Origin of the sequence: Thioclava sp. GXIMD4215 (assembly GCF_045291555.1) — a bacterium.
In the GTDB taxonomy this organism is placed as follows: Bacteria; Pseudomonadota; Alphaproteobacteria; order Rhodobacterales; family Rhodobacteraceae; genus Thioclava; species Thioclava litoralis.
In genome coordinates, this window is record NZ_CP149515.1 from 431051 (window position 1) to 445641 (window position 14591).

Annotated in this window: 19 protein-coding genes; all 19 read left to right on the plus strand. The window is 62.4% G+C overall.

Annotated elements, in window-relative coordinates; translation table 11 throughout:
• Positions 1 to 70: 70 nt before the first annotated feature.
• The 19 genes from WDB86_RS02080 (at position 71) to WDB86_RS02170 (ending at position 14590) form a co-directional block, all read left to right on the plus strand.
• On the plus strand, positions 71 to 1669 hold the full coding sequence (locus tag WDB86_RS02080; protein WP_406736462.1) for a GGDEF domain-containing protein: 1599 nt from the start codon (positions 71 to 73) through the stop codon (positions 1667 to 1669).
• Between the two features lie 142 nt (positions 1670 to 1811).
• On the plus strand, positions 1812 to 3071 hold the full coding sequence (gene fabF, locus WDB86_RS02085) for a beta-ketoacyl-ACP synthase II (RefSeq protein WP_406736463.1): 1260 nt from the start codon (positions 1812 to 1814) through the stop codon (positions 3069 to 3071).
• Positions 3071 to 4240: an endolytic transglycosylase MltG gene (mltG, locus tag WDB86_RS02090; protein ID WP_339107469.1), complete on the plus strand. Its 1170-nt coding sequence runs from the start codon at positions 3071 to 3073 to the stop codon at positions 4238 to 4240. Before fabF ends, mltG begins: the two co-directional genes overlap by 1 nt.
• Before the next feature lie 230 nt (positions 4241 to 4470).
• Positions 4471 to 4797: a hypothetical protein gene (locus WDB86_RS02095; protein WP_406720863.1), complete on the plus strand. Its 327-nt coding sequence runs from the start codon at positions 4471 to 4473 to the stop codon at positions 4795 to 4797.
• Positions 4736 to 6094: a DNA-packaging protein gene (locus WDB86_RS02100; RefSeq protein ID WP_406737068.1), complete on the plus strand. Its 1359-nt coding sequence runs from the start codon at positions 4736 to 4738 to the stop codon at positions 6092 to 6094. Before WDB86_RS02095 ends, WDB86_RS02100 begins: the two co-directional genes overlap by 62 nt.
• Positions 6095 to 6172: 78 nt before the next feature.
• Entirely contained in the window at positions 6173 to 7351 is a 1179-nt protein-coding gene (locus WDB86_RS02105; protein WP_406736464.1) for a phage portal protein, read from the plus strand.
• Between the two features lie 3 nt (positions 7352 to 7354).
• On the plus strand, positions 7355 to 7588 hold the full coding sequence (locus WDB86_RS02110) for a hypothetical protein (RefSeq protein ID WP_339107465.1): 234 nt from the start codon (positions 7355 to 7357) through the stop codon (positions 7586 to 7588).
• A 9-nt stretch (positions 7589 to 7597) separates the two neighbouring features.
• A complete protein-coding gene (locus WDB86_RS02115) occupies positions 7598 to 8155 on the plus strand; it encodes an HK97 family phage prohead protease (RefSeq protein WP_406736465.1) in 558 nt (185 codons plus the stop codon).
• A gap of 40 nt (positions 8156 to 8195) precedes the next feature.
• On the plus strand, positions 8196 to 9395 hold the full coding sequence (locus WDB86_RS02120; RefSeq protein WP_339107463.1) for a phage major capsid protein: 1200 nt from the start codon (positions 8196 to 8198) through the stop codon (positions 9393 to 9395).
• A 187-nt stretch (positions 9396 to 9582) separates the two neighbouring features.
• Positions 9583 to 10182: a head-tail connector protein gene (locus WDB86_RS02125; RefSeq protein ID WP_339107462.1), complete on the plus strand. Its 600-nt coding sequence runs from the start codon at positions 9583 to 9585 to the stop codon at positions 10180 to 10182.
• Complete coding sequence (locus WDB86_RS02130; RefSeq protein ID WP_406736466.1) at positions 10179 to 10511, plus strand: head-tail adaptor protein; 333 nt, start codon at positions 10179 to 10181, stop codon at positions 10509 to 10511. The genes WDB86_RS02125 and WDB86_RS02130 overlap by 4 nt, the downstream gene beginning before the upstream one ends.
• Positions 10508 to 10918, plus strand: coding sequence for a DUF3168 domain-containing protein (locus WDB86_RS02135; RefSeq protein ID WP_406736467.1), 411 nt, complete (start codon positions 10508 to 10510; stop codon positions 10916 to 10918). The genes WDB86_RS02130 and WDB86_RS02135 overlap by 4 nt, the downstream gene beginning before the upstream one ends.
• Before the next feature lie 63 nt (positions 10919 to 10981).
• A complete protein-coding gene (locus WDB86_RS02140; RefSeq protein ID WP_339107459.1) occupies positions 10982 to 11404 on the plus strand; it encodes a phage major tail protein, TP901-1 family in 423 nt (140 codons plus the stop codon).
• Between the two features lies 1 nt (position 11405).
• The gene (locus WDB86_RS02145; protein ID WP_339107458.1) at positions 11406 to 11726 is read left to right on the plus strand and encodes a gene transfer agent family protein; all 321 of its coding nucleotides are present in this window, start codon (positions 11406 to 11408) and stop codon (positions 11724 to 11726) included.
• The gene (locus WDB86_RS02150; RefSeq protein WP_406720857.1) at positions 11723 to 11953 is read left to right on the plus strand and encodes a rcc01693 family protein; all 231 of its coding nucleotides are present in this window, start codon (positions 11723 to 11725) and stop codon (positions 11951 to 11953) included. Before WDB86_RS02145 ends, WDB86_RS02150 begins: the two co-directional genes overlap by 4 nt.
• Positions 11946 to 12602: a phage tail tape measure protein gene (locus WDB86_RS02155; RefSeq protein ID WP_406720856.1), complete on the plus strand. Its 657-nt coding sequence runs from the start codon at positions 11946 to 11948 to the stop codon at positions 12600 to 12602. The genes WDB86_RS02150 and WDB86_RS02155 overlap by 8 nt, the downstream gene beginning before the upstream one ends.
• Positions 12603 to 12633: 31 nt before the next feature.
• Positions 12634 to 13266: a DUF2460 domain-containing protein gene (locus WDB86_RS02160; RefSeq protein WP_339107455.1), complete on the plus strand. Its 633-nt coding sequence runs from the start codon at positions 12634 to 12636 to the stop codon at positions 13264 to 13266.
• Entirely contained in the window at positions 13263 to 14153 is an 891-nt protein-coding gene (locus WDB86_RS02165; protein WP_406736468.1) for a DUF2163 domain-containing protein, read from the plus strand. The genes WDB86_RS02160 and WDB86_RS02165 overlap by 4 nt, the downstream gene beginning before the upstream one ends.
• Positions 14150 to 14590, plus strand: a complete 441-nt coding sequence (locus tag WDB86_RS02170; protein ID WP_406720855.1) for a peptidase — start codon at positions 14150 to 14152, stop codon at positions 14588 to 14590. Before WDB86_RS02165 ends, WDB86_RS02170 begins: the two co-directional genes overlap by 4 nt.
• Position 14591 lies beyond the last annotated feature (1 nt).

Genomic DNA, 14591 nt, shown 5'->3' on the forward strand with positions numbered 1-14591 from the left:
CCTTCAGCTTCTGTTAGTGAGGCTGGCGTAGCATTCCTCTCAGGCGGGTATCGCCCAGGAGGAACGCGGCATGATGACGACAGAGGCTACGACGGACGGTCAAGCTGTTTCGGCTGCGGATTGGTGTTACGTCCTGTCGATCTTTCCAACGATATTCGTGGTCTTCGTGGCGATTGTACCGGTTTTCGGGTATCTGATGCCGACCTCCGGTATTTTCGGGGTGCTGCCGGTTTTTGTCGGGGTGCATCCGATAACCTCGATAATGGCCCTTCTTCTGGCGATCTCCCTGTTTTTACCGATGAACCGTCTTTGGTCGCGCAGAGTGGCGCTGGCACTGGCGGGGGCGACCTTCCTGCTGGCCATCGGCAAGTTCGTTCCGGGACTGGCAGGGGTCTATTCGCTGGGCGATGGCAGCACCAAGACGGCGATGAACACCGCGCTGGTTTTTGTGATGCTGGCCTTTGCGCGTGCGGGGCTGGAGACGGCGCGGCCCGCGCGCGGCCAGTTCATGGCGCTTTTGTCGCTGACGGTGCTTTTTGCCGCGCTGATCGGTTATATTTTCGATGATGCGGGGCTTTACGGCCATATGTCTCTGGCCACCGTGATGATGTCGGGCGGGCTGGTTGTGGCCCTGCTGTGCCGCCGCGCGAATAAGGGCCTGATGGCAAGCGTGATGGCGATGGGGGCGTTCCGGATCGATCTGACGGTCAGTGTTCTGGGCCCGATCTTGATCGGCTGGACCCTTGTGACCTATGCCGATTACGGGGCCTATGCGCAGGCGATTTCGGTCGTGGTGGCGCATATCGTGGGGCTGAATATCATCTTGCAGGTGATCGGGATGCGTCGCAGCCATATCATCGAACGCAAACGTCGCGCGCTTGAGGATCAGCGGCTTTGGGACATGGTCACGGATGAGGTGACGGGAATTTACAATCGCGCCTCCTTGCGGGCCCGTTTTGCCGAACTGACCGAAGAGGCGCGACAGGCACGATCGGCGCTGACGGTGATCGTGCTGGATCTTGACGGGTTCAGTGCTGTCAATTCGGTGGGGGGCTACGAATATGGTGACGAAGCGTTGCGTTGCGTGGCGCAGGGGGTCTTGCCCCATTTACGCGGGGAGGACTGTTTTGGCCGTGCCCATGCGGATGAGTTTCTTGTGTTCCTGCCCGGTCTGCGGGCAACGCAGGTGGCCACTTTGGCGCGGCAGCTCTGTCAGGTGATCGAGAAACTCGAGATCAAGACGGGTCAGGGCGTGTTGACCGCTTCGGCAGGGGTGGCCCGCTGGCATTTCTCGGAAAGCTCGAAGCAGGTTTACGAGCGTGCCCTTGCCGCGCTCGAGCTGGCGCGCATTCGTGGGGGGAATCAGGTGTGCGTAGCGCCGGGGCCGGACGGAGGCCATGCCGTCTGGAGCGCGGTGCAGGAGGTGCCGGTTGAAACATGGCCAGAGCAGCTGGACAAGGCCGCTTCGCTGCAGGCCATGCAAAAGGCGGCCTGCCCGCCATCCGGCCCGATTTCCGGTCCCGCCCCAGATCACGCCGGCAGCCCGATCTCTGGCCCGACCTCTGGTCTACCTAAAGGCGGGGCGACACAGGTGGGGCTTTCAATGTTCGAACGGCCAATGGAGGGGCTTGTGACGGGTTTGTCCAAGGCGGCAAAGCTTTCAAAATAGGCGCGATGCCGTAGGAATTTATGTCGGGCCCAACCTCTTGCGTGGCGGAAACCGCCTATCGGAGCAATCCTTTGAATTGCGCGCAGGGGATTGCCCGTGTATGTGATGCCCGAAGGTTAATTAGCCACAAGAGGTATGGCATATGCGTCGGGTTGTCGTCACAGGTCTTGGAATGGTGTCTCCGCTGGCTTGCGGTGTCGAGGAAACTTGGTCGCGTTTGCTGGACGGTCAGTCGGGGGCAGGCCCGATCACGCGCTTCGATGCGTCCGAGGTCGTCACCAAATATGCCTGCGAAATTCCGCGTGGTGACGGGACCAACGGAACATTCAATCCTGATGACTGGATGGCCCCGAAAGAGGCCCGCAAGGTTGACGAATTCATCCTGTACGGGATGGCGGCTGCCGATCAGGCTGTGAAAGATGCCGGCTGGGCGCCGCAAACCGACGAAGAGCGCGAGCGGACCGGCGTGATGATCGGTGCCGGGATCGGTGGCCTCAAGGCGATTGCGGATACCGCCGTTCTGATCAAGGAGCGCGGGCCCAAACGTGTCTCGCCCTTCTTTATCCCGTCGGCGCTGATCAACCTCGTTTCCGGACAGGTCTCTATCAAGCACGGCTTCAAGGGCCCCAACCACGCGGTGGTCACGGCCTGTTCGACGGGGGCGCATGCCATCGGGGATGCGGCGCGTCTGATCCAGTGGGGCGATGCCGATGTGATGGTGGCGGGCGGCGCCGAGAGCCCGATCTGCGAGATCGGGATTGCGGGGTTCAATGCCTGCAAGGCCCTCTCGACCAAGGCCGAAGACCCGACCAAGGCTTCGCGCCCCTATGATGCCGATCGCGACGGTTTCGTGATGGGCGAAGGCGCGGGGATTGTGGTTCTGGAAGAATATGAGCACGCCAAAGCGCGCGGTGCCAAGATCTATGCCGAGGTGATCGGCTATGGCCTGTCGGGCGATGCCTATCACATCACCGCACCTTCGGAAGATGGTGATGGCGGCTTCCGCTCGATGAAAATGGCGCTTAAGCGTGCGGGCATTACCGCCGACCAGATCGATTATATCAACGCGCATGGCACCTCGACCATGGCCGACACGATCGAGCTGAAAGCGGTCGAGCGGCTGATGGGCGAGGCGGCGGCAAAGGCCACGATGTCCTCGACCAAATCCTCGATCGGCCACCTGCTGGGGGCGGCGGGTGCCGTGGAGGCGATCTTCTGTATTCTGGCGATCCGCGATCAGGTCGCACCGCCGACGCTGAACCTTGATAATCCCGCGGTGGAGACGCTGCTGGATCTGGCGCCCAATGCGCCGGTCAAACGCGAGATCAATGTGGCTCTGTCCAACAGCTTCGGCTTTGGCGGCACCAATGCCAGCCTTGTGCTGCGCAAGGTGGCGGACTGATGTGGCGTAACATCACGTCGAATTTTCTGACGGCCATGATCGTCATCCTCGTCGCTGTGGCGGGGGTGGTGGCATGGGCCAAACGGGAATATGTGTCCGAAGGCCCGCTGTCGCAGGCGATCTGTTTGCGGGTGGATCAGGGCGATAGTTTCGTGAAGGTCTCGGATGATCTGAAGGCCAAGGGCGCGATTTCGTCGGGCTATATCTTCCGCACCGGTGCCGATTACACCGAAAAGGACGGCAAGCTGAAATTCGGTTCCTATCTCATCGAGCCGGGGTCGACGATGGAAGACATCGTGGATCAGATCACCCGTGGGGGGCCGTCCAGCTGTGGGTCGGAACTGATCTACCGTATCGGCGTCAACACCCAGACACTGGCGCTGCGCGAGCTGGATCCGGCGACGGGGATCTACGAGGAACTTGCCAAATATGATCCGGTGGCCGATCCCGAACCCGACGGGTTCAAGGAACTGGTCGACGAGAAAAACATCACCAATCACCGTGTTATTCTGGCCGAAGGGGCAACCAGCTGGCACATTGTTCAGGCGCTGAAATCCTATGATTTCCTGTCTGGCGATGTGAAAGAGGTCCCCGCCGAGGGAAGCCTTGCGCCGCAAAGCTATGTGGTGACCAAGGGCGAGGACCGCAATGCGCTGATCGCACAGATGCAGACGGCGCAATCCGAAATCCTGAACACGGCTTGGGCCAATCGGGCCGAAGGGCTGCCCTACAAGACGCCGGAAGAGGCGCTGACCATGGCCTCTATCGTCGAGAAAGAGACCGGCGTGACGGCGGAGCGTCCCGAAGTGGCGAGCGTGTTTATCAACCGGATCGAGAAGGGCATGCGGCTGCAGACCGACCCGACGGTGATCTATGGGGTGACCAATGGCAAAGGGTCGCTCGGGCGTGGGTTGCGTCAGTCCGAGCTGCGGGCGAACAGCCCTTATAACACCTATGTCATCGCAGGTCTGCCGCCGACGCCGATTGCCAATCCGGGTAAGGCCGCGATTGAGGCGGCGCTGAACCCTGATTCCACCGACTACCTGTATTTTGTGGCCGATGGCACGGGCGGGCATGCTTTTGCCAGCACTTTGGCCGAGCATAATGCCAATGTTGCCAAGTGGCGCGCGATCGAGGCGCAACGGGCAAAAGAGGCGGGTGGTAACTAATTCCAGCCAATCGCGATTGGGAAAACCGGGCCAGGCGCCCGGTTTTTCTTTGCGCAACGTGCGCTGGCTGGGCGCAACCTAGGCGCGATTTCCTTTGACAGTCAGAGCGTTGCATGGCATCACTTATGGCATGCTAGGAGAAGTGGGCAAGACGCCGCGGGGTGACCCGTTGGGCGTCTTTTTCATTTTGCTCGTGCGGAGTCACACCACATGAGAGGCGGATTACAGGAATGAAAGTGACTTCCGTTGATTTGGAAGGGGCATCTTCGGTCGAAGCACTGGAGATGGCCGGAGCGATGTATCGCGATGTGGCCGAGGAGCTGGCCGTTGCGATGGAGGGTCTGAGGCAGGGGGAGCTTGCCGAGGCCAAGACAGCACGGGCCGCCGTGCGTGATTTGCGCGCGGCGTTGCAACTTTTGCTTGAGGAAAGGAACCGCGTTGAGAAACTCCGCAGAGAGGCTGCCGGGGTCGTCGAAGGACAGCACCTCGACTTTGATGCAGCCAGAACTGAGATCGGGCGCCGCTTGGCTTGCCTCCGCGACGCCTCAGGACGTTGACGCCTTTCTGGATGGGCTGGACGAGAATTCTCTTCTGGCCCTTCCGTGGCTGTTCGAGTTCTGGGCCTTGCCTCACCAGTTGCCTCCGATGGGGGACTGGAAAAGCTGGGTGATTATGGGAGGGCGCGGCGCGGGCAAGACCCGCGCCGGTGCCGAATGGGTCCGCTCGCAGGTGGAATCCTCCACGCCGCTGGATGCGGGCAAGGCCTCGCGTGTGGCTTTGGTGGGGGAGACCTATGATCAGGTGCGTGATGTGATGATCATGGGGGACAGCGGGATCATCGCCTGTTCGCCGCCCGATCGTCGTCCGACGTGGGAGGCCTCGCGCCGCAGGTTGGTTTGGCCGAATGGCGCGATGGCGATGGCCTATTCGGCGCATGACCCCGAGGCTTTGCGCGGGCCGCAGTTTGATGCGGCTTGGGTGGATGAGCTGGCCAAGTGGAAGCGTGCCGAGGATACGTGGGACATGCTGCAATTCGCCCTGCGTCTGGGGCGGCATCCGCAGCAGGTGGTGACCACCACGCCGCGGGATGTGGCGGTCTTGCGGGCGATCATGAAGAACCCTTCGACCGTGGTGACCCATGCGCCGACCGAGGCCAATCGCGCCTATCTGGCCGAGAGCTTTCTGGCCGAGGTGCAGGCGCGATATGCCGGCACGCGTCTGGGGCGGCAGGAGCTGGAGGGTGTTCTGCTGGAGGATATCGAGGGGGCGCTTTGGTCGACGCAGATGCTTGAGGGCCTTCGGATTGATGAGGTGCCTGCGCTTGACCGGATCGTGGTGGCGCTTGATCCGGCGGTCACGGCGGGATCGGCTTCGGATGAATGCGGGATCATCGTGGCGGGCGCTGTCACCAAGGGGCCGCCGCAGGATTGGCGCGCCTATGTCTTGGGTGATCTCAGCATCGGCGGCAAGCCCACCGAGTGGGCCAAGGCCGCGATTGCCGCGATGGAGCGCTTTGGCGCCGACCGTCTGGTGGCCGAGGTCAATCAGGGCGGTGATCTCATCGAGGGCGTTTTGCGGCAGGTCGATCCGCTGGTGCCCTTCCGTGCGCTGCGTGCGGGGCGCGGCAAGGGGGTGCGTGCCGAGCCGGTGGCCGCCCTTTACGAGCAGGGTCGCGTCTACCACGACCGCAAGGCCAGCCTTGGCAAGTTGGAGGACCAGATGTGCCAGATGACGGTGCAGGGCTATCAGGCCAAAGGGTCTCCGGACCGGCTGGATGCTTTGGTCTGGGCATTGACGGAATTGATGATCGAACCTGCCGCCCATTGGCGCAGGCCACAGGTAAGACGGTTGTGATGCGAAAAGGGGTCGGTGTTCCGGCCCCTTTCGTTTTGGCCCGCTTGGTCGGGGAGCACTAGAGATAAGGAGATCTGCATGGGGCTGAATATCTTTCGGAAGGGGCCTGCGCCCGGGACAAAGCCCGAGACAAAAGCGGTGCGCGGTCGCCCTGTGTCTTTGTCGGGCGGCTCGGGGCGGGTGATCTGGAGCCCGCGCGATACGGCCTCGATGACGCGGCAGGGCTTTGTCGGCAACCCCATCGGTTTTCGCTGTGTGAAGCTGATTGCCGAAGCAGCCGCCGCGCTGCCGCTGATCTGTCAGGATGCCGAGCGCCGCTATGAGGCGCATCCGGTGATCGACCTTCTGCGCCGTCCGAATGGGGCTCAGGGGCAGGCCGAGTTTCTTGAGGCGCTGTTTGGCCAGATGCTGCTGACCGGCGACACCTATATAGAGGCCGTGGGCGAAGGCGTCGATGTGCCGATGGAGCTGCATGTCTTGCGCGCCGATAGGATGAGTGTCGTGCCGGGCGAAGACGGCTGGCCCGTGGCCTATGATTATACCGTGGGCGCGCGCAAGCACCGCTTTGATCTGACGGGGCATCCCGATCCGATCTGCCATATCCGCACCTTCCACCCGCAGGATGATCACTACGGGCTGTCTCCGATGCAGGCGGCGGCGGTGGCGGTGGATGTCCATAACAGCGCAAGCCATTGGTCGAAGGCGCTGTTGGATAATGCCGCGCGTCCTTCTGGGGCGATCATCTATAAGGGGGCCGATGGTCAGGGGGTTCTGAGCCCCGATCAATACGACCGGCTGACCTTCGAGTTGGAGGCCAATCATCAGGGCGCGCGCAATGCGGGCCGTCCGATGTTGCTGGAGGGTGGGCTTGACTGGAAACCTATGGGGTTCTCCCCCTCGGATATGGAGTTCCATGAGACCAAGATCGCCGCCGCGCGCGAGATTGCCGTGGCCTTCGGGGTGCCGCCGATGCTTTTGGGCATTCCCGGCGATGCGACCTATGCCAATTACGCCGAGGCCAATCGGGCCTTTTTCCGGCTGACCGTGCTGCCTTTGGCCACGCGGGTGACGGCGGCGCTTGCGTGGTGGCTGTCGGGCTTTCTGGGCGCGCGCATCGAGCTGCGTCCCGATCTGGATCAGGTGCCCGCGCTGGCCTCGGAGCGAGATGCGCAATGGCAGCGCGTGGGCGAGGCAAGCTTTCTGACCGCTGCCGAGAAGCGCGTTCTTCTGGGGTTGCCGCGTCAACCGGAGGAATAAGCCATGCCGACTGGAGGCTCGCGCTTTCTGAAGGAGCCGTTCGATCTGCATGAGGAACGGTTCAACGCGACGGAGAAGATTATGGAGCTGCAATTCGATCAGGTGGAACGCCGGTTGCAGCGCATTGAAGCGATGATCGAGGGGCTTGAGCGACGTCTGTGGATGGCGGTTTACGGCGTTGTGGCCGTGGTGCTGTCGCAGGCGGTCTACGGGCTTCTGGATATGGTGCCGCATTAGGAGGGCTGAATGGAGCAAATGACACTGGGGCTGGAGTTCAAATCGGTGCGTACCGATACGCCCAGCACCCTGAAGGTGACCGAGGACCGGATCGAGGGCTATGCCAGCCTTTTCGGCCTGCCTGATCAGGGCGGCGATGTGGTCTGCCCGGGCGCCTATACCGATTGTCTTGCGCGGCTTGCGCAGGAAGGCCGCCGCGTGGCGATGCTCTGGCAGCATGACCAGACGCAGCCCATCGGCGTCTGGGAAGACATCCATGAAGATCGCACCGGCCTATTTGTGCGCGGCTATCTTCTGGAGGATGTGACCCGTGCCCGTGAGGCGCGTGCGCTTCTGGCGTCGGGGGCGATGGACGGGTTGTCCATCGGCTACCGCGTGGTGCGGGCGCATCGCGACGGGCAGGGCCAGCGGATGCTCACCGAGCTGGATCTTTGGGAGGTGTCTTTGGTGACCTTCCCGATGCTGAAGGAGGCGCGGGTCGCCGCCAAAGCGATGTCCGAAGGGGCAGAGCTTTCACATCTGGCACGGGCGCTGCGTGCGGCCGCGTCGCAACTGGCGGGTAACTGACCCCGCGCTTTCGATCTTCGTGAAAAATTGAGGAGAGACAATGACCCCCGACAAAAGCGTCTTTGGGGAGCGGACAGCTATGTCCGACGGGGCCCCGATCGTGGCCGAGGTGCACTCGGCCCTTAGCGAATTTGTGAAGGAAGCCAAGGGCTTCCAAAACGAAATGACTTCACGCATTCAAAAACAGGAAGAGCGTCTGACCATGTTGCAAACCAAATCCATCCAAAATCGTCCGGCCCTGTCGCATGCAGCGCAAGAGACCGCCCCCCATGTGAAGGCCTTTGATGCCTATCTGCGTTCGGGCGATGATGACGGTCTGCGCGGTCTGGTTGTCGAGACCAAGGGGCTGAACACGGCCGTTGCCGCCGAGGGGGGCTATCTGGTCGATCCGCAGACCAGCGATACCATCCGCTCGATCCTCGGCTCGACCGCCTCGATCCGCATGATCGCCAATGTGGTTCAGGTCGAGGCCACCAGCTTTGACGTGCTGGTCGATCATGGCGAGATCGGTTCGGGCTGGGCGTCGGAGACCGCGAACCTCACCGAGACGAGCACGCCGCAGATCGACCGGATCTCGATCCCGCTTTACGAGCTTTCGGCCATGCCCAAGGCTAGCCAGCGTCTGCTGGATGATGCGGCCTTCGATATCGAGGGCTGGCTTGCGGGCCGTATTGCCGACCGTTTCGCCCGTGCGGAGGCTGCGGCTTTCGTGAATGGCGATGGTGCCGATAAGCCCAAGGGCTTTCTGGCCCATCCGGCTGTGAATAATGAAAACTGGGCTTGGGGCAGTCTGGGCTATGTGGCGACCGGCGTTGCAGGGGATTTCTCGGCCACGGCGGCGGCAGATGCGGTGGTCGATCTGGTTTATGCACTTGAGGCGGAATATCGCGCCAATGGCAGCTTCGTGATGAATTCCAAAACCGCAGGGGCCGTGCGCAAGATGAAGGATGCTGATGGCCGCTTCCTGTGGTCGGACGGTCTGGCTGCGGGCGAGCCTGCGCGCCTGATGGGCTATCCGGTGCTGATCGCGGAGGATATGCCCGATATCGCAGCGGATACCTATGCGATTGCTTTCGGCGATTTCCATCAGGGCTACACTATTGCCGAACGCCCCGATCTGCGTGTGCTGCGTGACCCCTTCTCGGCCAAGCCGCATGTGCTGTTTTACGCCTCCAAGCGAGTGGGCGGCGATGTCAGCGATTTCGCGGCGATCAAGCTTCTGAAATTTGCGGTCTCCTGAGGCGCGGGCGCGGCTGAGGCTGCGCTGACCCCGATCCGGGCTTCGGTCCGGATAAGGGCAGACGCGGTCTTTCTGCCGTCCGCCTAGCTGCTCCCTCCGTCCGAGCGGGTGGCGGAAGGCGGCGTCTGTCCGAGATGGCGCCCGTGGTCTTGCGGGCGTCATCATCCCAATTTCGGAGGTGCTTTCCATGTTGAACGAAATAGTGCCGGTGACAAGCGACCGGCTTCCGATTGCGGCCCTGCGCGACCATCTGCGGCTGGGGCGCGGGTTTGCGGATGTGGGGGCCGAGGATGTGGCGCTTGAGGCCTATCTGCGTGCGGCGATTGCCTTGATCGAACAGCGTATTTCAAAGGCGCTTTTGACGCGCGGCTTTCTGCTGCGGCTGCGTCGCTGGGCCAATCCGCAGGCACAGCCTCTGCCTCTGGCACCGTTGACGGGCGTGACGCAGGTCGCTTTGCGCGGGGCCGATGAGGAGGTGGCGGTGCTGGACGCGGCGCGTTACCGGCTGATGCCGGATGGGGTGCGGCCCGTGCTGTTGGCGGTTGGGGGCAATTTTCCGCCCCTTGAGGACGGCGGACTGATCGAGATTTCGGTCGAGGCAGGCTTTGGGGTCATGTGGGAGAATGTGCCCGCAGATTTGCGACAGGCCGTGATGTTGCTGGCGGCCCATTATTTCGAGCACCGTCATGAAAGCGACCAGAGCGGCGCGCTGCCCTTTGGCGTAAACGCGCTGATCGAGCCTTGGCGCGTGGTGCGGCTGTTTGGTGGGAACGGGGGGCGGGGATGAGTGTGCCGAAGCTTTCCACCTGCCTCGTGCTGGAAGAACCGCAGAATGTCCCTGATGGTGCGGGGGGCCTGATCGAGACTTGGGTCGAACTGGGCGAGCTCTGGGCGGCGCTCGATTTCGGCACCGGCACCGAGCGCGCCGATCAGCTGCGCGCGATCGCTGCGGTATCGGTGACGGTCACGGTGCGCTCGGCGCTGCGTTCCTCGCCGCGCAGGCCAACGGCCAATCAGCGCTTTCGGCTGGGTGATCGGGTCTTTCGTATTCTTGCCGTGGCGGAGGACGCCCCCGGTTACCTGCGTTGCTTTGCCCGCGAGGAGGTTGTGACATGAGCTATCTCTTGGCGTCGGCCTTGCAGGCGGCGGTGTTTCAGGCGCTGTCGGGCGATGCGACGGTTGCCGAATTGAGCGGTGGAGCGATCTATGATGCCCAGCCTCTTGGTGCAACCGCCGGTTCGTATATCAGTCTCGGCCCCGAAGACGTTGTCGATATCTCGGATCGCAGCGGCCCGATTGCTCGGCATGATTTCACCATTTCGGTGGTGACGGATGCGGCGGGGTTCCAGGCGGCCAAGACCTTGGCCGAAGCGGTGAATGCCTGCCTGACACAGGGCGCGCTGACGCTTCCAGCGGGACGGGTGGCGGGGGTGTGGTTTCGCAAGGCCAAGGCGCGTCGTGTAGGGACCAATGCGACACGGCGGATCGATCTGACGTTTCGCGCCCTCGTCAGCCCCGAGTAACCGGACAGGCGCGTCCATATCTGGCTCCGATACGGGGCCTTTTTGCATTTCTAGGAGAGAAAAATGGCAGTCCAAAACGGAAAAGACCTGCTGGTGAAACTCGATCTCAGCGGAGACGGACAGTTCCAGACGATCGCTGGCCTGCGTGCCACGCGGATCAGTTTCAACGCAGAGACGGTGGATGTGACCTCGCTGGAAAGCGAGGGGCGTTGGCGCGAGCTGCTGGGGGGCGCGGGGGTGCGTTCGGCCTCGATCTCGGGGTCGGGGGTGTTTCGCGATGCCGATACGGACGCGCGGGCGCGGCAGATTTTCTTTGATGGCGAGATCCCCGAGTTTCAGGTGATCATCCCCAGTTTCGGCATCGTGCAGGGGCCGTTCCTGATTTCGTCGATCGAATATGCGGGGTCGCATGATGGCGAGGCCACCTATGAGATGGCGATGGCTTCGGCGGGGGCGCTGAGCTTCATCGAACTGACGGAGGAGTGATATGGCGAATCCTTGGGCAGGTGAGGTCGAGGTGACGCTGGACGGGGTACCGCATACTGCCAAGTTGACCCTTGGCGTATTGGCGGAACTTGAGGCGCAGCTGGAGACAGAGACGATGCTGGATCTGGTTACGCGGTTTGAAAGCGGGCGGTTTTCCAGCCGCGATGTCTTGGCGCTGCTGGTGGCGGGGCTGCGCGGTGGTGGCTGGCGGGGACGGGCGGAAGATCTGCGCATGGTCGAAATCGGCTCTGGGCCGGTTGAGGCGGCCCAGCTTGCCGCACGCCTTCTGGCCCGCGCTTTTGGCGCGCCAGAAGAGCAATGATGCGCCGGTATGAGGCATCGGGGCGGCTGGATTGGCCGGGTCTGATGCGGGCGGGATTGGTGGGCTTGCGCCTGCGCCCGCAGGAGTTCTGGGCGCTGAGCCCTGCCGAACTGGCGCTGCTTCTGGGCGATATGCCCAAGGCGCGACCACTGACACGCGCGCGGCTGGAAGAGCTGGCGCAGGCATTCCCCGATCGTCGCGGACCCGAAGGAGAAAGTGATGGATGATACTGATTTCGATGCGCTGAGCGAAAGCGCGCAGGAACTGGAGACGGTTCTGGGCAATGTCGGGGTTCTGACGGGGGCATTTTCGAGCGAATTATCGAGCCTGCGTGACAGCATGGGGCTGACGTCTCGCGAGATCGGCACATTGTCGCGCCGTTTCTCGACCACGATCGGCAGTGCGTTTGAAGATGTCGTTTTTGATGGGGAGAGCCTGTCGAACGCGCTGCGCTCTGTCGCGCAGAGCATGTCGGATGCGGTTTATGCGGCGGCGGTGAAGCCGGTCAGCGACACGCTGGGCAGTACCTTGGCAAGCGGTGTTGCCTCTTTGGCTGGCGGTTTGATGCCGTTTGCCAATGGCGGGGCCTTCTCTTCGGGTAAGGTGCGCGCTTTTGCCAAGGGGGGCGTGGTCAGCGAGGCCACGGGTTTTGCGATGCGGGGCGGAATGGGGCTGATGGGCGAGGCGGGGCCGGAGGCGATCATGCCGCTGACTCGTGGCGCGGATGGTCGTTTGGGCGTGCAGGCACAGGGCGGGCGCGCGGTGAATGTGACGATGAATGTGACCACGCCGGATATTGCGGGCTTCAGCCGCTCGCGCGCGCAGTTGGCTGCCCAGATGAGCCGCGCTCTCTCGCGCGGGTCGAAAACGATGTGAGCCGTTTCAAGACAGTTTTCGGAGGAACAAGATGGCATTTCATGAAATCCGCTTTCCCGCCAGTCTGAGTTTCGGCTCGCTTGGTGGACCGGAGCGCCGCACAGAGATTGTCACCCTTGCCAGCGGCTATGAGGAGCGTAACAGCCCTTGGGCCCATTCAAGGCGTCATTACGATGCCGGTGTGGGGCTGCGGTCGTTGGATGATGTCGAGGCGCTTCTGGCCTTTTTCGAGGCGCGGGCCGGACAGTTGCACGGGTTCCGCTGGAAGGATTGGGCCGATTACCGTTCGGCCCCTGCCAGCCGCGCGCTTGGATATGAAGATCAGGTGATCGGGACTGGCGATGGGAAAACCGTCGCCTTTTCTTTGGCTAAAACCTATCGCTCTGGCGATATCACCTATACGCGCCCGATCACCAAGCCGGTGGGGGCGACGGTGCTGGTGGGGGTGCAGGGCGGTTATCAGGCCGAAAGCATCGACTGGTCGGTGGACACGACAACGGGTGTGGTCACCTTTGCCGCTCCGCCCGAAAAAGGCGCGCGGGTAACGGCAGGCTTCGAGTTCGACGTGCCGGTGCGGTTTGACACCGACCGGATTCAGGTTTCGGTGCAATCGTTTCAGGCGGGAGAAGTGCCACAGGTGCCGGTTGTGGAGGTGCGCCTATGAGCTATTCCGCACAGTTTCAGGCCCATCTTGACACGAAGGCCACAACGATTGCGCGCGCATGGGCGGTGACACGGCAGGATGGCATCGTGATGGGGTTCACCGACCATGATCGGCCATTGGCGTTTGCTGGCCTGACGTTCCAGCCCGAAACCGGAATGTCGGCCAGCGCGCTGGGGCAATCTTCGGGGCTCTCGGTCGACAATTTCGAGGTTGTCGCGGCTTTGCGCGCTGATGCGATTACCGAAGACGATATCCGCGCAGGCCGTTACGATGGGGCCGAGTTGCGTAGCTGGCTTGTCAACTGGGCGGATGCGTCCGAACATGCACTGATCTTTCGCGGCCATCTGGGAGAGCTGACGCGCAATGACGGTGCGTTTCAGGCGGAGTTGCGTGGCCTTTCGGACCGGCTGAACAATCAGGTCGGTCGGGTGTATCATCCGGCCTGCTCGGCGGTTCTGGGCGACCGGAAGTGCCGGTTTGATCCTTTGCAGGCGGGGTATTTTGTCGAACTGGCCGTGGAAGAGTGTGAAGGGGCGACACGGTTTTCGTGGCAATCCTTGACAGGCTTCGAGGATCGCTGGTTCGAACGTGGTCTGCTGACGGTTCTCGATGGAGCGGCTGCCGGTCTTTCGGGAGCGGTGAAATTTGACCGTCTGGCACAGGATGGTCGCCGCGTGATCGAATTATGGCAGTCCTTGCGTGCCGAGCTGGTGGCGGGCGACAGGGTGCGGATTGTTGCAGGCTGTGACCGGCGTGCCGAAACGTGCCGGTTGAAATTCGACAATTTCGTGAATTTCCGCGGGTTCCCGCATATTCCGGGGGAGGACTGGCTGGTGTCCTATCCGGTTTCTGGCGGAAATTACGACGGCGGGAGCCTCTTCCGATGACCGCCCGTTCCGAGGTCGTGTTTTTGGCGCGGGCATGGATCGGCACGCCTTACAGCCATCAGGCGTCCTGTCTGCAGGGGGGCACGGATTGTCTGGGGCTGATCCGCGGGATCTGGCGCAGTCTTTATGGCTGCGAACCCGAACTTCCGGCCCCCTATAGCGCGGATTGGGCCGAGGCGGGGGGCGCCGAGGCGCTTTGGCAGGCCGCCGCGCGTCATCTGGTGCCGGTTCAGGCCAATGACCCGTTCCGAATGGGGCAGGTTCTTCTGTTCCGTATGAAACCCCGTGCGGTGGCCAAGCATGTTGGCCTGCTCTCGGAGCGGGGGCCTTTGCGCTTTATTCATGCTTATGGCGGGCATGGGGTGGTGGAAAACGCCCTGTCCGCGCCTTGGCGTGCCCGATTGGTGGCGCGCTTCGACTTTCCGGATGTGAGGTGAG